Source organism: Paraburkholderia terricola (assembly GCF_900142195.1).
GTDB lineage: Bacteria > Pseudomonadota > Gammaproteobacteria > Burkholderiales > Burkholderiaceae > Paraburkholderia > Paraburkholderia terricola.
On sequence record NZ_FRAB01000044.1, the window covers coordinates 1 to 23,655 of the forward strand.

Here is a 23,655-nt window from a genome sequence, read left to right on the forward strand (position 1 = left end):
GCCTCGAGCGTGGGCTACGCCATTTCGCAGCAAAAGCGCAAGTTGATCGAACAAGGCTTCGGGTGGGCCAAGACCGTGGGGCGCATGCGCCAGGTGGTGGTGCGCGGGTTGAAGAAAGTGGACCAGATGTTCGTGTTGAACATGGCTGCCTACAACCTCGTGCGCATGCGCTCACTGACACAAGTCCGTCTGTAGCAGCGAAAAACGCGGCAATGAAGCCAGAAATTGGCCTCAAACTGCCGAACAAGCGTGGAATTCACGTTGAAATTGCACAATGCGATAAACCTTGTGGCGAGAGCCGCGTAAGTGCAGAAAGGCTGCTTCTGTCGGACTGTATTTCAGCAGCCTGCTAGGCAGCGCACGCCGGCGCTTTCCGCTTGCTTTCTCTTACGCGAGAAAGAATTCGAAAGCGTCACGCGCTTTGCCGCGCACGGCCGGATCACTAAGATGACCCGGATGAACCAATCCATTCTGGTCGTCGACGACGACCCGGTCGTACGTGAGCTCGTCAGCGAGTACCTGCAGGGGCGCGGCTTCAAGGTGGCCACGCTCGAACACGGCATGGCGCTGCAGCGCAAATTGCAGGACGAGCGTCCCGCGCTGGTGGTGCTCGACATCATGATGCCGGAGCTCGACGGCATCAGCGCGCTGCGCGCGTTGCGCGTCGCGGGCGACGACATCCCCGTGATTCTGCTGACCGCGCGCGCCGATCCGATCGACCGCGTGATCGGCCTCGAACTCGGCGCCGACGACTATCTCGGCAAGCCCTTCGAACCGAGCGAACTGGTCGCGCGCATTCGCACCGTGCTGCGACGCCGCGGCACGATCGCGCCGAGCGCGCCCGAGCAGCGCGCACCCTATCGCTTCGGCCGTTTCGAGGTGAATTTTCCGGCGCGCGAATTACGCCGCGACGGCGAGCGCATCACGCTGCGCTCCAGCGAATTCGCCATGCTCAAGGTGTTCGTCACGCACGCGATGACCGTGCTCACGCGCGCGCAGTTGCTGGAGAAGCTGCACGGCAACAGCGAGGCGCATCGCAATCGCAGCCTCGACGTGTCGATCTGGCGCTTGCGGCGGCTGATCGAAGTCGATCCGTCGGAGCCGCGCTATGTGCAAACCGTGTGGGGACGCGGCTATGTGTTCGTGCCGGACGGCGAGATCGGCGCGGCGGAGCGCGGGGCGGCGCCGCCGGCCTGATACGCGACGTGGGACGTGGGACGTGGGACGTGGGACGCGGGACGCGGAACGCTGGGTGCGCGATGCGCCGCGGATCGCACATCGCACGGCGCTCGCATCGGGACGTTCAGAACGTCAGCACACTCAGGAACATCCTCTGCAGCCAGCCCATCGTGGTCGCGTCGGAGATCATCCCCACGCCGGCCTGCTCGATGCGCGCGTTCGCCACCTTGCTCGACGCCACGTAGTTGCCCGCCTCGATATCCTTGGGATTGACGATCCCGGATAGCCGCAAGCGGTCGCGGTTGCCGCTCATCGAAATCATCTTCTCGCCGGACACCACCAGATTGCCGGTCGACATCGTGCCGATCACGGTGACGGCCAGCGTGCCGGTCATGCCGCTCACGTCGGTGAGACTGCCCTGGCCTTTGAATTCGGTGCTGGCCGAGCCGACGTTGAACAGTCGCGCGAGCCGCGCGGCCGCGCCGGTCGAATGGTCGGCGGCGTCGGCGGTAATGCTGCTCGAACGGCTCGCCGCCGCGGTCGAGCTGTTGTTGCCGCTGTACGACTCGGACAGGCGAATCGTCAGCACGTCGCCGATATGCTGGGCGCGCGGCGTTTCGTAAAGCAGCAGCGGCGTGCCGGCCTGATAGATCGCGCCTTGCGTGTTGACGTTCAGCGGCGCGGACGCGAGCGGCGGCGCCATCGGCGTATCGACAATCGACTTCTGGCTGCTCCCGCAAGCCGCGAGGCAAGCCGCCGCGCCCAGCGCGACAGTCAGACGTAGCGCACTCATGCATGCTCCTTGCCCGCATCGGCCGGGCTCAAAATCGGCGGCCATCCTCACCCCGCCTCGGCGCCGCTCGCCTGCCACTGCCGCACGACCGACTTCACCCACGCGTCGGAACCCTTCAGCAGATAGGTGAGCGTGCCATTGCGGGTGCCCGGCAAAAAGCACAACGTGATCGAACTCACCGCGTTTTCCCAGACGTAGACCGGCATCGTGCTCGACGCCGACAAGCTGTGCGTGACGAGGTGCGCCGCGCCGTATCGGTCCGTGAGCGCCTCGCGCAAGTCCTCGGCGGTGATCTCGTCGATCACGAAAGAAATCTCGTACAGACGCAGCGCGCTTTGTCCCTCGACACGCGCGAAACGCAGCACGTGCTCCTGCGCCGGCACGCCGGCGACCACCGCTTGCGACACCGCCCAGCCGTCGTCCGCGCGATGCGCCCAGCGGCATGCGACCGTCAGGCTTTCGCGCGACTTCAGCCGCATGCCGAGCGCGCCCGCCTGCACGTCCGTCTCGCAGACCGGCACGCTGCCGACCGGCGTCGCGCGCACGGTGGAACTCGAACGGAACTCGTCGAGCGTGATGCCGAGCGCAATGCCGCGAAACGCGAACGGCGCGTCCTGCGAACGCCGGCGCACATCCGCGGCAGGGTCTCTGGACGGGGCGCTGGCCGCCCCGGCTTCGCGCGCGACCGGCTGCGCCTGAGCGGTCGAAGAAAACAGTCCGCCGAGCAGCGCCAACGCACAGGCAATCCGTTTGGGTCTCATGATTCAGTCGATCGCGGATGAACACATGTCGAACGGCGTGGCCGCGGCATGACCGACGACCGGGATGATTTTCAGCGCGGACGAAGTCAGCCGGCACGGCAGCGCGGCGACACCGCAGCCGCCAAGCGGCAGCAGCGCGGCGCCGAGCGTCAACCAGGCTGCGACACGGATCACGCGCTCAATGATTCTCAGAGTCGACACGCGGGCCTCGCTGTCTCAGGCGGTGGTGTTGACGTGGTGCCCGACGAGCCCGCCGGGCGCCGACGGTTGTCCGGTCGTGGCGGATTCCCGGGTCTGCGCGGTGCCGCTCGACTTGCCGGAAGCGGCGGGCTTTGGCGCGGCCTGGGTGGGCGCGAGCGGCGAAAAACGAGTGGAATTGACGTTGCTTGGGACGGTCATGATGAGCCTCGCATGGCGCTGGATTGTCGGTTTTCGCACCGCCTGCCGTGGGCCCAAGGCGTTAGGCTATCGTCGACATGCGGCGCAAAGTACTGCATGACGAATCATCGCGCCGCACGCGCGCTGCCGATGCGCGAAGGAAAGCGCGCTTTTCAGCGGTTCTTACGAGCCATTGCCGCAGCTTGCAAACCGTTGCAGCCGCGCGCCAATACTTTCCCGGGAGAGTCGAGCGATGCCGGTCAGCGCCGCATCATGGTGTCCGCGCCGCTTTCGCTGTTGCCAACCCATGCCCAACGTATTGCCAAATGTGGCAGCGTCAGGATGTGGCCCGAGCCTTTGGCGGCGGGCCCTACGCGCACGGCGGGAAACGCGGGGCGGCGCTGCGTAAGCATTGGTAAGAAAACTGTCAGGCGTGCGTGAAGCGCGCCAGTCTAAAATTTCGCCATGAATCCACAGGTCCTTATCGTCGACGACGATCCGGTCGTACGCGATCTGCTATGCAAGTTTTTGCAGTCGAACGGCTTCGACGCGTCAGTGCTGCACGACGGCACGCATCTGCAACGCCGGCTCGAGCGTGAGCGGCCTTCAGTCGTCGTGCTCGACATCATGATGCCGGACACCGACGGCCTGCGCGCGCTCACCGCGCTGCGCGCCGCCGGCGACGACATTCCGGTGATCTTCGTGACGGCGCGCGGCACGGTGGCCGACCGCATCGTCGGGCTCTCACTCGGCGCGGACGACTATCTGACCAAGCCGTTCGATCCGCGCGAGCTGCTCGCGCGCATCCACACGGTGCTGCGCCGCCGCGGGCCGTCCACCACCAGTGCGCCGGAAGCCCGCAAACCGTATCGCTTCGGTCCGTTCGAACTCGACTTCGCAACCCGTTCGCTCACCCGCGACAACGCCAAGCTGCCGCTGCGCGACAGCGAATTCGCGTTACTGAAGATCTTCGTCAACAATCCGTACAAGGTGTTGTCGCGCGTGCTGATCCACGATCTCGTGCATCGCGACAATCTCGCCTTTCGCGACCGCAGCCTCGACGTGCCGATCTGGCGCCTGCGCCGCGTGATCGAAGACGACCCCTCCAATCCCTGCTACGTGCAGACGGTGCGCGGCAAAGGCTATGTGTTCGTGCCCGACGCCGACAGCACGCCCTTCGCCGGCGAGGCCGCCTCGAACGCATGAGAAATCCGCTGAACACGCTGTTCGGCAGAATGGCGTTGCTCTCCACGGCGGTGTTGTTCGCGATCCAGGCCGGCTGGTTCGTGCTGATCGTCATGCAGCCGCCGCGCCATGAAATCGACGGCTTCGCGCGCGGCATTCTGCTGGCGCTGCAGGCAGTCAACGGCGAGCCGATGAAGAGCGCGGCGCTCGCGCCCGCGATGCGCGTGCACCTCGTGCCCACCTGGAATATGCCGGCGAGCGTCCATCTGAGTACGCCGACCGATCATCCGCTGGTCGAATTGAGCCGGCACCTGCGCGAGAACCTGCCGCCCGGCACGCGGATCGCCGTCGACGATCTGCGCCCGCCGCAACTGTGGGTGCTGTTTCCCGGCAAACCGAACTGGGTGGTCCTGCCGGTCGACGTTCCGCCGCCTCCGCGCTTTCTGATCGAATCCATTTCGATGCTGCTCGCCGCGCTGATCCTGTCACTGTTCGCGGCCTGGCAGATGCAGCGCCCGCTGTCGCGCGTCGCCAACGCGGCCCGCGCGTTCGGCTCAGGCGGACGGCCGGAACCCGTGACGGAGCAAGGACCGCGCGAGCTGCGCGATCTGATCGGCTCGTTCAACGACATGATGCGGCGCCTGAACGAAGCCGGCGACGACCAGGCGGTCATGCTGGCCGGCGTCGCGCACGATCTGAAAGCGCCGCTCACGCGGCTCAAGCTGCGCGCGAGCGTGCTGGTCGCGGAAAGCGAGCGCGCCGGCCTGATACGCGATGTCGACTCGCTGACCAACATCGTCCAGCAGTTTCTGGAGTTCGCGGGCCAGTCCGCGGACGCGGGGCCGCCGGTCGAGGTCGACGAATTTCTGCGGGAACAGTTTTCCGTCGGCGAGAGCACCGAGGAAGCGCCGCTGTTCACGCTCGATCTGCGCGCGGGGCCGTCATTCAAGCTTCCGCGCACGCTGCTCGACCGGTTGGTGACGAACCTCGTCGACAACGCGCTCGAACACGGTTCGGCGCCGGTGGACATCGCCACCGGGCGTGACGAGCGGCATTGGGTCATCAGCGTGCGCGATCACGGTTCCGGCATTCCCGACGACCGGATCGCCGCCGCCATGAAGCCGTTCGTCAGGCTCGACGCCGCGCGGGGCGGCGAAGGCCATTGCGGGCTGGGCCTCGCGATCGTCGCGCGGCTCGCGCACGATCGCGGCGGACGCTGTCAGGTGCGCAATCACGCGCTTGGCGGGCTGGAGGTGCGGATCGAATTGCCGGTCGCGCCGGCAACAGCGTGATGGAAGGAGCTGGCGTGGCAGCGAACGCGCGCTTACGCGCCCTTACAGGACGAACCGGCGCGATGAACGCCGCCTTATAGTCGTCTCCGGCAACCTCGATGCCGCCCTTCTCCGTCCGCCCAGTGATTTGGGGCGGACTTTTTTTCGCCGCGCACTACCCCGTTATTGCCTGACTGCGGCTGCCTGACCGCCGTCGGGCAGCCCGCCTCAAACCCGAATCACACCACCAGACGGGCGCGCAACCGGTCGATCGTCGCCTGGGACACGCCGAGGCCTTGCGTCAGATAGCTCGCCATCGTGCCGTAGCTCGCCTGCACCTGATCGAAACCCGCCTGCAGATAACTTTCCTGAACGTCGAACAACGGCGCCTCGCTCGCGGCGGCCGCAGCGCCGACGCGCGTGCGCAGCATGTCGGTATGGGCCCTGATCGATAGCGCCGAATAGACGTTGCTGAGCAGATAGTCCTGCATGATCACGTCGAGCGGAACGTTGGCGATGCTCTGCAGAAGCGCCGCGACCCAGCCGGCGCGATCCTTACCCGCACTGGAATGAAAGAGCTGGATCTCGGCGCCCTCGGCAAGACGCGTGAGCAGCGCGCCGTAGCTCGCGCGCTGCGCGGCGCCGGTGACGTAGGCGCGCGCCTGGGCCTCCATGAACGCTGTTGCGGCGGCGGCCGTATCGAACGACGGCGCGACGAAGTCGCGGGCGCCCAGCACGTTGAACGCCTCGGACGTCGCGCCGGCCGGCAACGTATCGGCGATCCGCGCGGCTTCGCCCGGCGTGCGCAGATCGTAGACGGCGGCGATGCCGAGGTGATCGATCGCGGCTTCGTCAGCCGCGCTGAAGGTCAGCGCGTTCGCGCGATAGAACACGCCACGGCGCATCTGCTTGCCGTCGACGGTGGGATAGCCGGCGGCGGCGCCCGCCACGTCGCGAAAGTTATCGACCGACGCGAGCCGCGGCGTTTCCGGTTGACCGGCGTCGAGGCTGCCGCCACAGGCGGAGAGCAGCGAACTGCCGATGCCCGAAACCAGCAGCACGCCGGCTGAACGCTTGAGGAATACCCGGCGCGACGCGGAGGTCCGAACGGGCGCGATCTGACTTGTCCGCAGTGCGATGCTCGCGAAGCGGCGAGGTGGCGAGCAGTTTTTTCCGGTTGCGGGCATTGGACGTGGCTGGCGCGAACGTGAAGGGTTATTCGCAGCATGGGCGCTGCGCACGCAGTTTAACGGCGGCAAATCTTCTTTTGGTTACGGGGTAGTAGTTCGTAAGGAACCTGACCGACTTGCTTCGCCGCCCCGGCGGGTTCGCCGGCCGCGACGCGGCGCGGACCCGCCTTGGACCGCGGGCTTGAACCGCTGCCTTGGCACTGATTACCCGGCCTTTTCTTTCACGCGGCGCAACACATGGAAATAGAAAGCCGGGTCACCCTTGCGGATGCCCGGCTTTGTTTACCGCTTCGTCGTCTCCACCTCTTCCTGCAAGCAATGACCGGTTTCGATGCATCGAGGCATGAAACCAGCGGAGACGTTTAGCGCGGCAGTTCCGAATGCCCCATCAGGAACGCGTCCACCGAACGCGCGCACTGACGGCCTTCGCGAATCGCCCACACCACCAGCGACTGGCCGCGGCGCATGTCGCCCGCCGTGAACACCTTGTCCACCGACGTGTAATACGCCTTGTCGCCTTCGGTCGACGAACGCACATTGCCGCGTGCATCCTTGTCGACGCCGAACGCCTCGAGCACCGGCGACACCGGCTGCGTGAAGCCCATCGCGAGCAGCACGAGATCCGCCTTCATTTCGAATTCCGAGCCCGGCACTTCCTGCATCTTGCCGTCCTTCCATTCGACGCGCGCGGCGATCAGCTTCTCGACCTTGCCGTTCTTGCCTTCGAGGCGCTTGGTCGCCACCGCCCAATCGCGCGAGCAGCCTTCGTCATGCGACGAGGACGTGCGCAGCTTGATCGGCCAGTACGGCCACACGAGCGCCTTGTTCTCTTCTTCCGGCGGTTGCGGCAGCAGTTCGAATTGCGTGACGCTCTTCGCGCCATGACGATTCGACGTGCCCACGCAGTCCGAACCCGTATCGCCGCCGCCGATCACCACGACGTGCTTGCCCTTCGCGAGCAACTGGTTCGCGACCTTGTCGCCGGCGTTGACCTTGTTCTGCTGCGGCAGGAATTCCATCGCGTAGTGAATGCCTTCCAGTTCGCGGCCCGGCACCGGCAGATCGCGCGGCGTTTCCGAACCGCCCGTGAGCACCATGGCGTCGAACTGTTCTTTCAGCTCGGCCGGCGTGATGGTTTCCTTTGCCGTGTTGCCGATGTGCGGCGGCAATGAATCCGCTTTACCGATAAACACGTTGGCGCGGAACGTCACGCCTTCGGCTTCCATCTGGCGCATGCGGCGGTCGATCAGCCACTTTTCCAGCTTGAAGTCGGGAATACCGTAACGCAGCAAACCGCCGATGCGGTCGTTCTTTTCGAACACGGTCACATCGTGCCCCGCGCGCGCCAGTTGCTGCGCGACGGCGAGACCGGCGGGGCCGGAACCGACCACCGCGACTTTCTTGCCGGTCTTGTGCTTCGGCGGCTGCGGCGCAACCCAGCCTTCGGCCCAGGCCTTGTCGATGATCGCGTGTTCGATCGACTTGATGCCGACCGGATCGTCGTTGATGCCGAGCGTGCAAGCCGCTTCGCACGGCGCCGGGCAGATGCGGCCCGTGAACTCCGGGAAGTTGTTCGTGGAGTGCAGCACCTCGATCGCGTTCTTCCAGTCCTGATGGAACACCAGGTCGTTGAAGTCCGGAATGATGTTATTCACCGGGCAGCCGTTGTTACAGAACGGAATGCCGCAGTCCATGCAACGTGCGCCTTGAATCTTCGCTTCGTCGTCGGTCAATGCGGCGACGAATTCCTTGTAGTGCTTCACACGCGTGAGCGGAGCTTCGTACGCCTCGTGGCGGCGCTCGAACTCGAGAAAACCGGTTGCCTTGCCCATGTGGTTCTCTTCTCTATCTGTATCAGGTGGGTAATCTTTTCCCGCCGCGCATCGAACCATCGAGCGGCGGCGGGTACGGCTATGGGTGACGTCCTGGGTGACGTCTTTCGTGCGGACGATCAGCGAAGCAAATCAGGCGGCGAGCACTTCCTTGTTCGCCTTCTTCGCTGCCATCTCGCCCAGCGCGCGCTTGTATTCGGTCGGGAACACCTTCACGAATTGACGGCGCGACGCATCCCAGTTTTCGAGCAGCGCCTTGGCGCGCGGCGAACCGGTGAACTGGAAGTGACGCTCGATGAGCCCCTTGAGCAGCGCTTCGTCAGTCGTGCCGGCGTGCCACAGGCCCTTGTCGACCGTGCGTTCCTGCTCGGCCTGCTGCAAGACCGGATCGAGCGCGACCATCGACTTGTTGCACTTGCCGGCGAACATGCCGTCCGGGTCGTACACGTATGCGATGCCGCCCGACATGCCGGCCGCGAAGTTACGGCCCGTTTCGCCGAGTACGACCACCGTGCCGCCCGTCATGTATTCGCAACCGTGGTCGCCCGTGCCTTCGACAACCGCCGTCGCGCCCGAGTTACGCACGCAGAAACGCTCGCCCGCCACGCCGCGGAAAAACGCTTCGCCTTCGATCGCGCCGTACATCACCGTGTTGCCGCAGATGATGTTCTCTTCCGACTTGCCGCGGAAATCGTTGGTCGGACGGATGATAATGCGGCCGCCCGACAGGCCCTTGCCGACATAGTCGTTGCCGTCGCCGACCAGATCCAGCGTGACGCCCCTCGCGAGGAACGCGCCGAAGCTCTGACCCGCCGTGCCCTTCAACTGGATATGAATCGTGTCGTCGGGCAGGCCGTCGTGGCCGTACTTCTTCGCGATCAGGCCGGACAGCATCGCGCCGACCGTGCGGTTCACGTTGCGCACCGGCTGAATGAACGAGACGTGCTCGCCCTTTTCGATCGCCGCCTTCGCCTTCTCGATCAGCGTGTGATCGAGCGCGCGCTCCAGGCCGTGGTCCTGCACGTCGACGTGCTTGCGCGCGACTTCGGCCGGCACTTGCGGCAGATAGAACACGCGCGAGAAGTCGAGGCCCTTCGCCTTCCAGTGCTCGATGCCCTTCTTCATGTCGAGCAGTTCGGCGTGGCCGATCAGGTCGTCGAACTTGCGGATGCCCAGTTGCGCCATGATCTCGCGCGCTTCTTCCGCAACGAAGAAGAAGAAGTTGACGACGTGCTCCGGCTGGCCCTGGAACTTCGCGCGCAGCACCGGATCTTGCGTCGCGACGCCGACCGGGCAGGTGTTCAGATGGCACTTGCGCATCATGATGCAGCCTTCGACGACGAGCGGCGCCGTGGCGAAGCCGAACTCGTCCGCGCCGAGCAGCGCGCCGATCACGACATCGCGGCCGGTCTTCATCTGACCGTCGGCCTGCACGCGGATGCGGCCGCGCAACTGGTTCAGCACCAGGGTTTGCTGCGTTTCGGCGAGACCCAGTTCCCACGGCGTGCCGGCGTGCTTGATCGACGACAGCGGCGATGCGCCCGTGCCGCCGTCGTGGCCGGCGATCACGACGTGATCGGCCTTCGCCTTCGCGACACCCGCGGCCACCGTACCCACGCCCGATTCCGACACCAGCTTCACCGACACGCTCGCCGCCGAGTTGGCGTTCTTCAGGTCGTGAATCAGTTGCGCCAGATCTTCGATCGAGTAGATGTCGTGGTGCGGCGGCGGCGAAATGAGGCCCACGCCCGGCACCGAATAACGCAGCTTGCCGATGTAATCCGACACCTTGTGGCCCGGCAACTGACCGCCTTCGCCCGGCTTCGCGCCCTGCGCCATCTTGATCTGGATCTGATCGGCCGACGCGAGGTATTCCGCCGTCACGCCGAAACGGCCGGACGCCACCTGCTTGATCTTCGAGCGCAGCGAATCGCCGTCCTTCAGCGGAATGTCGACGATCACTTCGTCGCCGATCACCGACTTCATGGTGTCGCCGTTCTTGATCGGAATGCCGCGCAGTTCGTTGCGGTAACGGTTCACGTCCTCGCCGCCTTCGCCCGTGTTCGACTTGCCGCCGATGCGGTTCATCGCGACGGCCAGCGTGGCGTGAGCTTCGGTCGAAATCGAGCCGAGCGACATGGCGCCGGTGGCGAAACGCTTGACGATTTCCTTCGCCGGTTCGACTTCGTCGAGCGGAATCGCCTTCGACGGGTCGAGCCTGAACTCGAACAGGCCGCGGAACGTCATGTGGCGCCTGGTCTGATCGTTGATCAGGTGCGCGTACTCCTTGTACGTCTGGTACGAATTGCTGCGCGCCGAGTGTTGCAGCTTGGCGATCGCATCCGGCGTCCACATGTGTTCCTCGCCGCGCACGCGGTACGCGTATTCGCCGCCCGCGTCGAGCATGCCGGAGAGAACCGGGTTGTCGCCGAACGCTTCACGGTGCAGACGGATCGCTTCCTCGGCCACGTCGAACAGACCAATGCCGCCGACCTTCGACGAGGTGCCCTCGAAGTACTTCTTGACCAGGTCTTCAGCGAGGCCGACCGCTTCGAAAATCTGCGCGCCGGTGTAGGACATGTAGGTGGAAATGCCCATCTTCGACATGACTTTCTGTAAGCCCTTGCCGACCGCCTTCGTGAAGTTGTAGATCGCCTTTTCCGCCGACAGGTCGCCCTTCATGCCGGCAGCCAGTTGGCCGAGCGTTTCCATCGCGAGGTACGGGTGCACGGCTTCCGCGCCGTAGCCCGCGAGCAGCGCGAAGTGGTGCGTTTCACGCGCCGAGCCGGTTTCGACCACGAGACCCGTGCTCGTGCGCAGACCTTGCTGCACGAGGTGCGTGTGGATCGCGGCGGTGGCGAGCAGCGCCGGAATCGCGACGTTGTCGCGGTCGGTCTTGCGGTCCGACACGATCAGCATGTTGTAGCCGGACTTCACCGCGTCGACCGCTTCCGCGCACAGCGAGGCGAGGCGCGCTTCGATGCCTTCCTTGCCCCAGGCCACCGGATAGCAGATGTTCAGTTCATACGAGCTGAACTTGCCGCCCGTGTACTGATCGATCGCGCGGATCTTCGCGATGTCCTTGAAGTCGAGCACCGGCTGCGACACTTCGAGACGCATCGGCGGGTTGATGTTGTTCGTGTCGAGCAGGTTCGGCTTCGGGCCGACGAACGACACCAGCGACATCACCATGTTTTCGCGGATCGGATCGATCGGCGGGTTCGTGACCTGCGCGAACAACTGCTTGAAGTAGTGATAGAGCGTTTTGTTCTTGTTGGACATGACCGCCAGCGGCGAGTCGTTGCCCATCGAACCGACGGCTTCCTCGCCGGCTTGCGCCATCGGCGCCATCAGGAACTTGATGTCTTCCTGCGTGTAGCCGAACGCCTGCTGGCGATCCAGCAAGGCAGCGGCTTCGCGGCGTTCCGTCGCGACGTCCTCGGCCTTCGCCTCGATCTCGTCGAGCTTGATGCGCACGGCGTCGATCCAGCTCTTGTACGGCTTGGCGTTGGCGAGGTTGTCCTTCAGTTCCTTGTCGTCGATGATGCGGCCGTGTTCCATGTCGATCAGGAACATCTTGCCCGGCTGCAGACGCCACTTCTTGACGATCTTCGATTCCGGAATCGGCAGCGTGCCGGCTTCGGAGGCCATGATCACGAGGTCGTCGTCGGTGACGATGTAGCGCGCCGGACGCAGGCCGTTACGGTCGAGCGTCGCGCCGATCTGACGGCCGTCGGTGAAGGCGATCGCGGCGGGGCCGTCCCACGGCTCCATCATCGCGGCGTGGTATTCGTAGAACGCGCGGCGGTTGTCGTCCATCAGCGTGTGTTGCTCCCAGGCTTCCGGGATCATCATCATCATTGCGTGGACGAGCGGATAGCCGGCCATCACCAGCAGTTCGAGGCAGTTGTCGAACGACGCCGTATCGGATTGGCCCGGATAGATCAGCGGCCACAGCTTCGGCAGATCGTCGCCGAGCACGTGGCTTGCGATCGCGCCGGTGCGGGCGTTCAGCCAGTTGACGTTGCCCTTCACCGTGTTGATTTCGCCGTTGTGGGCGATCATGCGGTACGGGTGAGCCAGCTCCCACGCCGGGAAGGTGTTGGTCGAGAAGCGCTGGTGCACGAGCGCGAGCGCCGAGACGGTGCGCTCGTCCTGCAGGTCGCGGTAATACACGCCGACCTGCCCGGCCAGCAGCAGCCCCTTATAGACGACCGTGCGCGCCGACATGGACGGCACGAAGTATTCCTTGCCGTGCTTGAGCTTGAGCGCCTGGATGCGGTGGCTCGCGGTCTTGCGGATCACGTACAGCTTCCGCTCGAGCGCGTCGGTCACGATGATGTCCTTGCCGCGGCCGATGAAAATCTGACGGATCAGCGGCTCGCTCGCCTTGACGGTGGGCGAAATCGGCATGGTGTGGTCGACCGGCACGTCGCGCCAGCCCAGCACGACCTGGCCCTCGGCCTTCACCGTGCGTTCCAGCTCCTGTTCGCAAGCGAGGCGCGACGCGTGCTCTTTCGGCAGGAACACCATGCCGACGCCGTATTCGCCATACGGCGGCAGGGTCACGCCTTGCCTCGCCATTTCCTCGCGATAGAAGCCATCGGGAATCTGGATCAGGATGCCGGCGCCGTCGCCCATCAGCGGATCGGCGCCGACGGCGCCCCGGTGGTCGAGGTTTTCCAGGATTTTCAGGCCCTGCTCGATGATCTCGTGGCTTTTCTTGCCCTTGATGTGAGCGACGAAGCCGACGCCGCAGGCGTCATGCTCGTTCTGCGGGTCGTACAGACCTTGCGCGGCGGGAACCGGATGAGTCGGTTGCTGGTGGTCGTTCATGGGGACACCGTCTGTGAGGGGCCGGACAGGCCGTTTAACCGTTTTTCTATTGCCGCAGTGCGCACAGCAGCCGCGACGGCGCGCTCTTTACGCTGGATGCTACGCGTATCAAAAACGCCGGAATTCGGAATATACGCGACGAATCAATGGAATAGCAAATAAAACGTTGTGGTTGAGCCCCAATTATCAAGTTGGTGCATTGCGGTCGATTTTTATTGGTGCCATATCTAAAACGTGCAAAAGAAAACGGCATGCGAAGATGCCGTTCCATTACCGCCCGCCGACGCGAGGCCGGCTACTGCGTTTGCGGCGTCTCGCGGACCTTGCGCGGCCGTCCGCGCGGCAGCGGCGACACGCGCCGATTGGCCGCGCGCGCGGCCCATTCGCGGTAGGTGTCGCTGCCGAGCACCCAGCCCTTCAGCGTGGCCTGCTGAAGCTGACTGGCTTCGCGCTCGTCGAGCGGCTGTTCGCATAGCTCGCGGTAAGCGCGCTGCCGTTCGAACGGCGTATTGCCGAGCGACCAGTACAACGGGTGGTCGGTAATCAGGCTGTCGAGCGTCAGGCCGATGTGATGACGGTAGCTCGACCAGCGATAGTCTTCCGGCGCGCTCACGAGTTGCGCGCGCACCGGACACATCTCGACGACCCGGCTCGCCAGTAGAAAATAGCGCTCGCCCTCGATCACCGTGGCGCGGTAGCGCCCTTCCCACAACGTGCCGCGACGCGCATAGCGCCGGTTGAAATGGGCGACGTAGCGCCGCCCCACCGCCTGCATCGCTTTCGGCAGACTCGATTCCTCGGTGGGCGTGACGAGCAGTTGCACCGCGCCCGGCATCAACGCATAGGCGTGGATGGATAAGTGATGGTCGCGCGAAGCCGCTTTCAAACAGTCGATGAAGAGCTCGTAGTCCTGGTCGTCGACGAATGCGGGCTGCTGATCGAGTCCGCGAAGGATGACGTGCTGCGGCTGGTCAGGGACATAGAGACGTGCAAGCCGTGCCATGCTGAAGTATCCAATTAGTCGCGTTGGTACAAACCCGAAGGTCGGAAAAGCCGCATGCGCCGGAGGTTCGGCGCGGCGCGGCTGAGCCAGAAAACCGCGCGGAGCCTAGGGAGAAAGCTCTAACCGCCGCGTATGGTTTGTTTCAAACGTTGTCGTCATAATGAGCGGGCCTTTTATGGAGGAGCACATATGAAATTAAAACAGGCCGTAACGGGGATGGCGGCGCTAGCCTGCATGACAACGGCAGCACACGCGCAATCGGCCGGGAGCTTTGTCCTTTCAACAGGCTGGTTCCATCTTGCGCCTCAATCGAGCAGTGAACCGTTGAGAGTGACAAGCATAGGCGGCAGTCCGACCAATATCACAGAAGCCAACACCGGTGCATCACTAAGTTCCGCGGACACCATCGGCTTCACGCTCGGGTACTTCGTTACCGACCACATCGCGGCCGAATTCGTGCTTGGCTACCCGCCTTCATTCGACCTGACCGGCACGGGCAGCTTCGAACGATTCGGCAAGCTGGGCCAGGCGAAACAGTGGAGCCCGACTCTGCTGTTCAAGTACTTCTTCAACGCCCCAACCGCGGCGTTCCGCCCGTATCTCGGCATCGGTGTAAGCCGGGTCTGGTTCACCGACGCAAAGATCACCAACAGCGCGTTCGAGGCCAATGTTCTGCATGGTCCGACCAGCGTCGATACGGATAGTTCGTGGGCGCCGGTCTTCAATGCGGGTTTCACCTACGCGTTCGACCAGCACTGGTTCGCGGGCGTGTCGATCTCTTATCTGCCGCTCAGCACGACCGCTAAACTGAACACCGCCGCCAGGACGCCGGTCGGCACGCTCAACGTGCAGTCGCAAACCAAGATCAAACTGAACCCGATCGTTAGCTACGTCAATATCGGTTACCGTTTCTAACGCTTCGCGGACCCTCGCGAAAATTGGGGCCGTTGAGCTAGGGTAGTCGAATTTTCGGGGCTTGGACAACGCCGTCATAGGTTCAATGGCGGCGTTCTTTATTTCAAGCAGGTCGAGCAACGGTTATCGGCGTCGGGCGCGGGCGGCGCGATGCTCAGACGTAACGGCGAATCTTTGTAAATTTGACCCGCAATCGCGTGGCCTCGGTGCAATATCTGCTGACGGTTCGCGGCCCGCGTCATGGTGTGCAGGGGCTGCTGTTTGGCACCAAAGTTGCGTTCACATGGTGTTTCCCGCGTCGCGGCGTGAATCTGCGTGGCACCGTGGGGATTCTTTCACCCTCATCGACGGAGCGACCATGACAACACTTTCGAATACGCGAGACGCCCTCGGCGAATCCTGGACCAGCACCAGCCGCCGTGCGCGGCGCATCGCTCGCCATAGCCGCCACGCGGCCGAAGATATCGCGAGCGAACTGCGCACGCTGATGGCGGAACTCGAATCCACCCTGGCCGACGGCACCCAGGCCGACGCGGTCGCACTGCGCGGCAAACTGCGCAAACAGCTCGACGCCGCGCGCGCCCGTTTGAACGACACGCGCGAAGCCGTGCGTGAGCGCGCGGAAGTCGCGATGGCCGACGCGGACGACTACGTGCACGAAAATCCGTGGCAGACGATTGCGATCGTCGGCGGCGTCGCGTTGATCGCGGGCGCGCTGTTCGCATCGCGGCTGCGCTGAACGGGCTGCGCTGACACGTGGCGCGAAGCAACGCTGTGGCGGGCGCCGATGCGGTGCCCGCGTCCGCTTGCGCGCTCATGCCGAACGTAGACACAAACCCGCCCGCCGGCACGCGTCCGATCAGTTGTCTTCGATGACGAACAACCGTTGGTATTCCTTCACCGCATATCGATCTGTCATGCCCGCGATGTAGTGGGCGATCAGACGCGGCTGCAGCGTCGCGTCCGTCGACTGATAGCCTGGCGGCAGCAGGCGCGGATCTTCCGTGAACGCGTCGAACAGGCCGACCACGACGCGGCGCGCCTTGTTCGCCATGCGCATCACCCGGTAATGGCGATACAGATTCTTGAATAGAAAGCGCTTGAGCGCCGCGGCCTGAACGGCAATCGCCTCGCTATGGGCCACGAGCGGCGGAGCGGCGCGCACGGCGTCGAGCGAGACCGGCGCGTGCCGGAGCAGATTCAGCTTGGTGGTATCGATCAGATCGACGATCAGCGTATTGATGATGCGGCGCACCGTCTCGTGAATCAGCCGGCGCCCTTCGATCTGCGGAAAGTCGTTGCGCGCCGCCTCATAGTGCGTCTGCCATAGCTCGACTTCGGCCAGTTGCTCGACGGTGAGCAGGCCCGAGCGCAAACCGTCGTCGACGTCGTGGTTGTTGTAGGCGATCTCGTCGGCAACATTCGCGATCTGCGCTTCAATGGACGGCTGCCGTCCTTCGAGAAAGCGCTCGCCCAAGGCGCCGAGCCGCCGCGCGTTTTCGCGCGAGCAATGCTTGAGAATTCCTTCGCGTGTTTCGAAGCAGAGGTTCAGGCCGTTGAACGCGCCATAGTGCTCCTCGAGATCGTCGACGACCGCGAGGCTTTGCAGATTGTGCTCGAAGCCGCCGTGTTCGCGCATGCATTCGTTCAGCGCGTCCTGACCGGCATGGCCGAACGGCGTGTGACCGAGATCGTGGGCAAGCGAGATCGCTTCGACCAGGTCTTCGTTGACGCGCAAATTGCGCGCAACAGACCGCGCGATTTGCGCCACCTCCAGACTATGCGTGAGCCGGGTGCGAAACAGATCGCCCTCGTGATTCACGAACACCTGCGTCTTGTACTCGAGCCGGCGGAACGCCGTGGAGTGGACGATGCGGTCGCGATCGCGCTGGAATTCGGTGCGGGCGCCAGGCGCTGATTCCGGATAGCGGCGGCCGCGCGACTGCGCGGAACGCGCCGCGTATGGCGCGAGATGCGCTTCCAGCGCTTCCTGGGCAGGCTCGCCGACCGACGCCGCGCCTGCCGGGTTGGGTTTTACATCGTCGCTGCGCCTGTCAGTCACCGGGTTCTCCGAAACATGGGCGGCGCCTCGTGATGCCGGTGCGCGATGCGTTGCTGCCGGAGTCTTGCCGCGGTTAAACCGCGGCGGCCAGCGTGGCGCGCACTTCGGCGTCGGGTGCCTGGGTAATCAGCGTCTCACCGAAACGCTTCAGCAGAATGAATTTGATCGCACCGGCTTCCGCCTTTTTGTCGACCTGCATGAGTTCGACGTAACGCGAATCGCCGAGCGCGGGCGCCCGGGTCGGCAAATGCGCGGCGACGATCACATCGACCAGACGCTTGCGCGCCGCTTCGTCGAGATAGCCCATGCGCACGGACAGATCCGCCGCCATCACCATGCCACAGCCGACCGCCTCGCCGTGCAGCCACTCGCCGTAGCCGAGCCCGGCCTCGATCGCGTGGCCGAACGTATGGCCGAAATTGAGGATCGCGCGCAGCCCGCCTTCGCGTTCGTCCTGCGCCACCACCGACGCCTTGATTTCGCACGAACGCTTGACCGCCTCGGCCAGCGCTTCGGGTTCGCAACGATTCAGCGCCTCGACGTTGGCCTCGATCCACCTGAAGAAACCCGCGTCGGCAATCGCGCCGGTCTTGATCACCTCGGCGATGCCCGCCGCCAGTTCGCGCGCCGGCAAGGTGCGCAGCGCGCCGATGTCGGCGATCACGGCCTGCGGCTGGTAGAACGCGCCGATCATGTTCTTGCCAAGCGGGTGGTTGATGCCCGTCTTGCCGCCCACCGACGAATCCACCTGCGACAGCAACGTTGTGGGCACCTGGATGAACGGCACGCCGCGCATGTAGCAAGCCGCGGCAAACCCGGTCATATCGCCGATCACGCCGCCGCCCAACGCGATCAGCGTGGTCTTGCGATCGGCGCGGGAGCCGAGCAGCGCGTCGAAGATCAGGTTCAGCGTTTCCAGGTTCTTGTACGCTTCGCCGTCCGGCAAAACGACCGTGGACACCTGCTTGCCGAGCGGCGCCAACGCCGCGCGCAGCGTGTCGCCATATAGCGGGTCGACCGTGGTATTCGTGACGATGGTGACCGAGCTGCCGGCGATATGCGGCGCGAACAGCGCGGTTTGGCCGATCAGATCGGCACCGATATGAATGGGGTAGGCGCGCTCGCCCAGTTCGACGTTGACGGTAATCATACGGTCCATTATGACGCAGGGTGTTTGACGACGCCGGCCATCTCGAGCTGCATCAGGACCATGTTGACGAGTCCGTTGACCGAAGGCCGGCCGGTTTCGATCACGAAATGCGCGCATTCGCGGTAGAGCGGGTCACGCACTTCGTAGAGCGCTTCGAGGCGCGCCTTGGGATCCTCGGTTTGCAGCAGCGGGCGATTCTTGTCGCGCCGGGTACGCAGCCACAGATCGTGCGGATTGGCGCGCAGATAGATCACCACGCCGCGATTTTGCAGCGCCTCGCGGTTTTCCGGCCGCAGCACCGCGCCGCCGCCCGTGGCGAGCACGATATTGTCGCGCCCGGTCAATTCGGAAATCACGTTCGCTTCACGCTCGCGAAAGCCCGCTTCGCCTTCCAGTTCGAAAATCACCGGGATGCGCGCGCCCGTGCGCGCCTCGATTTCATGATCGGAATCGAAGAACGGGCGATCGAGACGGCGCGCAATGGCCCGGCCCACGGTGGTTTTGCCTGCCCCCATGAGCCCTACGAAAAATACATTGGCGTGTGCGTCCCGCGCTTGCAACGGTGTCCTCTGGCTAATCCGGTATGGGTTCGTGCCGCAGCTTACTGGCAAAGCGGCTGCCTTGTCGAGCCTGCGCGCCGCCGCCGGCAAGCGGCGGCGGCATACCGCTAATTCGTCTGAATGACGCGCGGCGTGATGAAAATAGCCAGTTCGCTGCGCTGGTCGCGATGAGCCCGATGGCGAAAAAGCGCGCCTAAAAAGGGTATTTTGCCCAGGAGCGGCACCCGCGTCACATCGTTCCGCTCGTCGACGGCATAGATTCCGCCGATCGACACCGTACCACCATCCTCGACCTCGACGCGCGTCTGCACGTGTTTGGTGTTAATCGCCGGCCCGGCGTCGGTCAGCTCGCCGACGCTGTCCTTGGCCACATCGAGATCGAGCACCACCCGCCCGTCCGGCATGATCTGCGGCTCCACTTCCAGTTTGAGCGTGGCGCGGCGAAACTGCACGCCCGAGACGCCCTGCCCCACTTTCGCCTGATACGGCAGCTCGGTGCCCTGCTCGACCACCGCTTTCATGCGGTCCGCGGTGACGACCCGCGGACTCGATACGATCTCGCCGCGCCCCTCGGCCTCCAGCGCGCTCAGCTCGATGTTCAGCAGACGCGTGGCGCCGGCGGCGAACAGCGTGAGCCCGGCGGTGGCGGCGTCGAAGCCGGAAATCGGGCGGGCCGACAGATCGTAGACCGTCCCGTCCGTGCCGCCGGTCAAGCCTCTTGCGGTGCCGTCGGCGTTGGTCGCCGCCATCGAGAGCCGCACGCCGAGGTTGCGCGAAAAACCGTGTTCGCCTTCGACGATCCGCGCCTCGATCAGCACCTGGCGGGTCGGCCGGTCGACGGACTCGAGGAAAGCCGCGATCTGCGCGACGCGGCCTTCGACATCGGTGACGAACAGCAGATTGGTGCGCGGATCGGCGGTGACGGCACCGCGTTTGGACAGCACGCGCTGGTTCCCCGAACCGGTCAGCAAACGCCGCACGTCCTCGGCGCGGGCGTAGTGCAGCACGAAAGTGCGGCTCGCGAGCGGCTCCAGATCGGCGGCCTTGGCGTGCGCCTCGAAACGCTGCCGCTCGCGCGCGGCGAGATCCGCAATCGGCGCGACCCACACGACGTTGCCGCGGCGCTCCATCGCGAGACCGTTGACATCGAGCAGCGTATCGAACGCGGCGCGCCACGGCACCTTGTCGAGCCGCAGCGAGACGGCGCCGCGCACTTTCTCGCTCGCGACGATATTCAGTCCCGTGAATTGCGCGAATGCGTTCAGCACGGCGCCGAGTTCGGCACGCTTGAAGTTCAGCGAGATCGGTTTGTCGTCGGCCGCGAGCCTGGCGTCGGCGAGCGTTTTCGGCGCGCCGCTCAGTCGCGCGAGCGGCGGCAGCGGCACCGGTGGTCCTTCGAGCGCGGAACTCGTCGCGGTGTCGTTGCGAGCCGGGGTTGCCTGGGTTGCCGAGGCTGCCGATCGTCTTCGGAGCGGCACGGAGCCGTCGTCGGCCTCGAAGGGCTCCTCCGCGCGGCTGTTTTCGACGGAGGCTGACGGGCGCGCGACATCCCGAGGCTCCGCCGACTCATCGCGAAACGGGTTGGGCGCTTCGGCGACAACGCCGCGCGGTGGCGGCGAAGCATTGTACGAAGCGTCCAATGGCACAACGCCGTCGTCGAGCGGCATGTTCGGTGGCAGCGGCGGCAGCGGTGGAGTCGAAGCTCGCGCGATGCCGACGCTGATCGCCGCGCCAACGTACACGCCGAAACACATACGAAGGCCGCAGCGCAGGCCACGGCCCGCACGTGGACCGATGCACATGGACGCGGGCACAAAGCGGAAAAGTTTTACCGGCTTCATCAGGACGCCTCTTCCAGCGCCAGCGTGCGCGTTGTGCCGCCGTTGACGAGCGTGATGCCGAGCGCGTCGAAGCGCGTGACGCGCTCGGCGCCGATTTGCTGCCCGGACGCGACGGTTGTCGCGCCCTCCGGCGTATCGAGCAAAGCCAACCCACGCTGACCATCGTGCAGCACACCGACAAGGCGCAACTGCGAAGCATCGGGCAGATCGCCCGCCGCCCGCATCTGCGGCCGCGAGAACGGGTCGAAGAAGACGATGTTGTCTGCGTCGGCCGAATCGGCATCCTCTTCGGCAAACGCAGCCGCCGACGCGGTTAAAGGAACCGGCCTCAGCGCATTGAACACGCGCAGCGTCGCGCTCACCGAAAGCGCTGCGCCATCCCGTTTGACGGTCACATCGACGGGGACGATCAGCACCGGCAGATCCAACAGCCCGCGCAGGAACGCCATCAAGTGGACGAAGTCGGTGCGCGCGGCGAGTTGCAACGGGCGCATGCTTTCCGCGCCTGTGCCGCTGGCGGCGCCGGGTTCCAGCGCAATCAACGTGACGCCGTTCTGCGCGGCCAGTTCGGAGACGATGCGCACGTCGTCCACGGACGAAGGCGCTGGCGATCCGGTGCTCGACGTCATGGCCGGGGTGCTTGCCGATGCGGTGGCCGACGCGGCTGCTTCACGGCGCAGCGCGGGCAATTGCGCGAGCGAGCGCTTCGCATCGGCGAGATGCCGCGTAGCAGCCTCCAAGGCGGTCCGGCTCGCCTCCACGCCGCCCAGATCCGCCACGATCCAGCCCTGCGCGCCAAGCCCGAACACCAGCGCGGCGATCAGCAACGCAACCGCCCAGCGACGGCGCCCGCTCCATGCTTCGAGCGGCGCACGCGCGCGCTTCAGCCAATGGGAAAGCATTGGGCGCGCGCTTGCCGCGCTGCCGAAATCGACAAACGTCGTACTCATTTCACACCTCTCGATTGTTCAGACTTCACCGGACGCCGCGCCGCGGATGCGGCCACGTGAGCCGTTTGTCGCATCGGATCGTCCCAGCGCAGACGAGCGCCGAATTCCACTTGTCCTGCGACTTGTCCTGCGATGCCCGCAACCACACCCGCGCCGCGGGGCGGCGCCGATCGATGCAGGTCGCTCACCTCCGCGCCCGTCACGCCGCGAATCGCGCTCAGACGCTTGAGCCACTCCGCCGAAGCCAGATGCCCGCGCGAGCTCGCCAGCAATTCCGTCTCGTGTTCGCGCTGACGCAACTGCTGTAACACGACGCCGTCGCCCGGTTCGAAACTGAGTGCGTCGAGCAGGTCGCGCAAATGCGTGAGCGGCTCGGACAAGGTCTTTGCACGCGCCGCGCCCTGGCGTTGCTCGTCTTGCGCCCGCAATAGCCCGGCATGTTCGGCGAGCGGCGCGGTGAATCGTGCGAGCGACTGTTCAATCGACACGCGCTGCGCATCGAGTCGCGCCTTTTCCAACGCCTGCCAACCCGCCAGCGCGAGCACCGCGGCGCAACCGGCGAACGCGGCGGCGATGCATTCGAGTACGCACCGCCGGCGCGCGAGTCGCGCGTTGCGTTGCCTGTAGGGCAGCAGGTTGAAACCACCGAGCCACGATCGCGCGAAGCGAGCGCCGCGCGCGAAACCCGGCGCGCTGGCAGTCGGCACGTTCGAGCCGCGCGGATGCAAGAGGCCGCCCATCATTCGAACACCCCGCGCAACGCGAGCCCGAACGCGACCGCGCCGGTCGGCTCATGCAACAACGGATCGTCCAACGGTCGCGCAAGACCGCCTAGCGCCGCGCATTCGAACGGCAACACCGTGCAGCCCAACACGTCGGCGAGATCCGCGATCGAAAACCCCACGCCGTCGAGCAGATCGACCTCGCCGCTCAACAACGCGCAGTCGAGTTCCGGGCCGCGCACGAGATCACGCAACGCGTCGGCGAGGTCCGCGTGCTCGGGCGCCGGATAGCGCATTTCGCCGACGATGCCGTCGTCGACGATGCGCCATCCGTACACGCCGTCCGTGCCGACCCAGAGCGCGACATACGGCTCGTGCGGATCGAGTTCATGGCTCGCCGCATAGCGCATGGCGCGCAGCGCGGCATGCGGTTCGCCGTCGATCGCGGTCAGCGAGATACCGGCGGACGCCGCGCATTCGATACGCGCCTCAAGATGCTGGCGCGCCGTGGCGGCAATCGTCACCGAGCGAACGGGCGAAGACGTTTCATCGACAAACCAGTCGACGGCGAGCGCGTGCCGCTCGAGACCCGCGATCCGCTCCACTTCACTCATCACCGCCGGTTCGAGTTCGGCAAGCGCATGCCCGCCGTCCTCCGCGCAGCCGCTTTGCGCGGCGAGCCGCGTGAGCGGCACCGTGGCGGTCAACGTGGCCGACGCCGGCAGCGCCATCGCGCATCGCAACGCATGCGTCGCACAGGCGCGCGGCAGACCGGCAAACGCGTCGCGCAACGCACGCGCCACCGCATGGCGATCCGCGATCTCCATGCCGGCCATCGCGCCGGCGGCAAGCGGCACGGTGCTCACGTATTCGATATGCAATGCGGCGGTGGTGCGCGAAGGCTGACTCACCATGACGAGGCGCACCGCCCGCGCGCTCACGTCGATTCCCGCGGCAAACCGCCGGCCACCTGTTTGCACCTCTTGAAGCCACGATTTTTTGAACGCCATCACACCCTCCCTCAAAC

The 23,655-nt window shown here is 65.1% G+C and carries 21 protein-coding genes; 6 read left to right on the plus strand and 15 right to left on the minus strand.

The features are described from left to right. Both BUE39_RS27325 and BUE39_RS27330 read left to right on the plus strand, forming a co-directional pair. Positions 1-195 (plus strand): transposase (locus BUE39_RS27325; protein WP_200799524.1); only part of this gene is annotated, 195 nt, incomplete at its 5' end. A gap of 261 nt (positions 196-456) precedes the next feature. Then, a complete protein-coding gene (locus BUE39_RS27330; protein ID WP_073431822.1) occupies positions 457-1,197 on the plus strand; it encodes a response regulator in 741 nt (246 codons plus the stop codon). 106 nt (positions 1,198-1,303) lie between these two features. On the opposite strand, the gene BUE39_RS27335 is transcribed toward BUE39_RS27330, so the two are convergent. The 4 genes from BUE39_RS27335 to BUE39_RS27350 are packed head-to-tail and all read right to left on the minus strand — an operon-like array spanning position 1,304 to position 3,132. After that, the gene (locus BUE39_RS27335) at positions 1,304-1,972 is read right to left on the minus strand and encodes a flagellar basal body L-ring protein FlgH (RefSeq protein ID WP_073431823.1); all 669 of its coding nucleotides are present in this window, start codon (positions 1,970-1,972) and stop codon (positions 1,304-1,306) included. A 47-nt stretch (positions 1,973-2,019) separates the two neighbouring features. Next, positions 2,020-2,733, minus strand: coding sequence for a hypothetical protein (locus BUE39_RS27340; protein ID WP_073431824.1), 714 nt, complete (start codon positions 2,731-2,733; stop codon positions 2,020-2,022). Positions 2,734-2,736: 3 nt separating this feature from the next. Beyond that, on the minus strand, positions 2,737-2,904 hold the full coding sequence (locus BUE39_RS27345) for a DUF6726 family protein (RefSeq protein ID WP_318268352.1): 168 nt from the start codon (positions 2,902-2,904) through the stop codon (positions 2,737-2,739). A gap of 45 nt (positions 2,905-2,949) precedes the next feature. Then, positions 2,950-3,132, minus strand: a complete 183-nt coding sequence (locus tag BUE39_RS27350) for a hypothetical protein (protein ID WP_073431826.1) — start codon at positions 3,130-3,132, stop codon at positions 2,950-2,952. Between the two features lie 444 nt (positions 3,133-3,576). On the opposite strand from BUE39_RS27350, the gene BUE39_RS27355 reads away from it, so the two are divergent. Both BUE39_RS27355 and BUE39_RS27360 read left to right on the plus strand, forming a co-directional pair. Beyond that, on the plus strand, positions 3,577-4,317 hold the full coding sequence (locus BUE39_RS27355) for a response regulator (RefSeq protein ID WP_073431827.1): 741 nt from the start codon (positions 3,577-3,579) through the stop codon (positions 4,315-4,317). After that, a complete protein-coding gene (locus BUE39_RS27360; protein WP_073431828.1) occupies positions 4,314-5,588 on the plus strand; it encodes an ATP-binding protein in 1,275 nt (424 codons plus the stop codon). The genes BUE39_RS27355 and BUE39_RS27360 overlap by 4 nt, the downstream gene beginning before the upstream one ends. Positions 5,589-5,806: 218 nt before the next feature. On the opposite strand, the gene BUE39_RS27365 is transcribed toward BUE39_RS27360, so the two are convergent. From BUE39_RS27365 to BUE39_RS27380, 4 genes are all read right to left on the minus strand, one after another. Then, positions 5,807-6,754 (minus strand): tyrosine-protein phosphatase, encoded by a 948-nt coding sequence (locus BUE39_RS27365; RefSeq protein WP_073431829.1) that lies wholly within the window; start codon positions 6,752-6,754, stop codon positions 5,807-5,809. A gap of 365 nt (positions 6,755-7,119) precedes the next feature. Further along, positions 7,120-8,589, minus strand: coding sequence for a glutamate synthase subunit beta (locus BUE39_RS27370; protein WP_073431830.1), 1,470 nt, complete (start codon positions 8,587-8,589; stop codon positions 7,120-7,122). Positions 8,590-8,721: 132 nt separating this feature from the next. Then, positions 8,722-13,425 (minus strand): glutamate synthase-related protein, encoded by a 4,704-nt coding sequence (locus tag BUE39_RS27375; RefSeq protein ID WP_073431831.1) that lies wholly within the window; start codon positions 13,423-13,425, stop codon positions 8,722-8,724. A gap of 295 nt (positions 13,426-13,720) precedes the next feature. Continuing rightward, a complete protein-coding gene (locus tag BUE39_RS27380; RefSeq protein ID WP_073431832.1) occupies positions 13,721-14,428 on the minus strand; it encodes a transposase in 708 nt (235 codons plus the stop codon). A 189-nt stretch (positions 14,429-14,617) separates the two neighbouring features. On the opposite strand from BUE39_RS27380, the gene BUE39_RS27385 reads away from it, so the two are divergent. Then, positions 14,618-15,343, plus strand: coding sequence for an OmpW/AlkL family protein (locus tag BUE39_RS27385; protein WP_073431833.1), 726 nt, complete (start codon positions 14,618-14,620; stop codon positions 15,341-15,343). A 358-nt stretch (positions 15,344-15,701) separates the two neighbouring features. Further along, positions 15,702-16,082, plus strand: coding sequence for an ElaB/YgaM/YqjD family protein (locus BUE39_RS27390; RefSeq protein ID WP_073431834.1), 381 nt, complete (start codon positions 15,702-15,704; stop codon positions 16,080-16,082). 120 nt (positions 16,083-16,202) lie between these two features. Here the strand turns inward: BUE39_RS27390 and BUE39_RS27395 are convergent, their stop codons facing one another. The 7 genes from BUE39_RS27395 to pilM form a co-directional block, all read right to left on the minus strand. Continuing rightward, the gene (locus tag BUE39_RS27395) at positions 16,203-17,405 is read right to left on the minus strand and encodes a deoxyguanosinetriphosphate triphosphohydrolase (protein WP_073431835.1); all 1,203 of its coding nucleotides are present in this window, start codon (positions 17,403-17,405) and stop codon (positions 16,203-16,205) included. Between the two features lie 73 nt (positions 17,406-17,478). After that, a complete protein-coding gene (gene aroB / locus BUE39_RS27400; RefSeq protein ID WP_073431859.1) occupies positions 17,479-18,555 on the minus strand; it encodes a 3-dehydroquinate synthase in 1,077 nt (358 codons plus the stop codon). Positions 18,556-18,563: 8 nt separating this feature from the next. Further along, entirely contained in the window at positions 18,564-19,115 is a 552-nt protein-coding gene (locus tag BUE39_RS27405) for a shikimate kinase (RefSeq protein ID WP_073431836.1), read from the minus strand. Positions 19,116-19,222: 107 nt separating this feature from the next. Further along, entirely contained in the window at positions 19,223-20,956 is a 1,734-nt protein-coding gene (locus BUE39_RS27410) for a type IV pilus secretin PilQ (protein ID WP_084561499.1), read from the minus strand. Further along, positions 20,956-21,906, minus strand: coding sequence for a hypothetical protein (locus tag BUE39_RS27415; RefSeq protein WP_073431837.1), 951 nt, complete (start codon positions 21,904-21,906; stop codon positions 20,956-20,958). Before BUE39_RS27415 ends, BUE39_RS27410 begins: the two co-directional genes overlap by 1 nt. Beyond that, the gene (locus BUE39_RS27420; protein WP_073431838.1) at positions 21,903-22,649 is read right to left on the minus strand and encodes a fimbrial assembly protein; all 747 of its coding nucleotides are present in this window, start codon (positions 22,647-22,649) and stop codon (positions 21,903-21,905) included. Before BUE39_RS27420 ends, BUE39_RS27415 begins: the two co-directional genes overlap by 4 nt. Further along, entirely contained in the window at positions 22,646-23,638 is a 993-nt protein-coding gene (gene pilM / locus BUE39_RS27425) for a type IV pilus biogenesis protein PilM (RefSeq protein ID WP_073431839.1), read from the minus strand. The genes BUE39_RS27420 and pilM overlap by 4 nt, the downstream gene beginning before the upstream one ends. Positions 23,639-23,655: the final 17 nt, after the last annotated feature.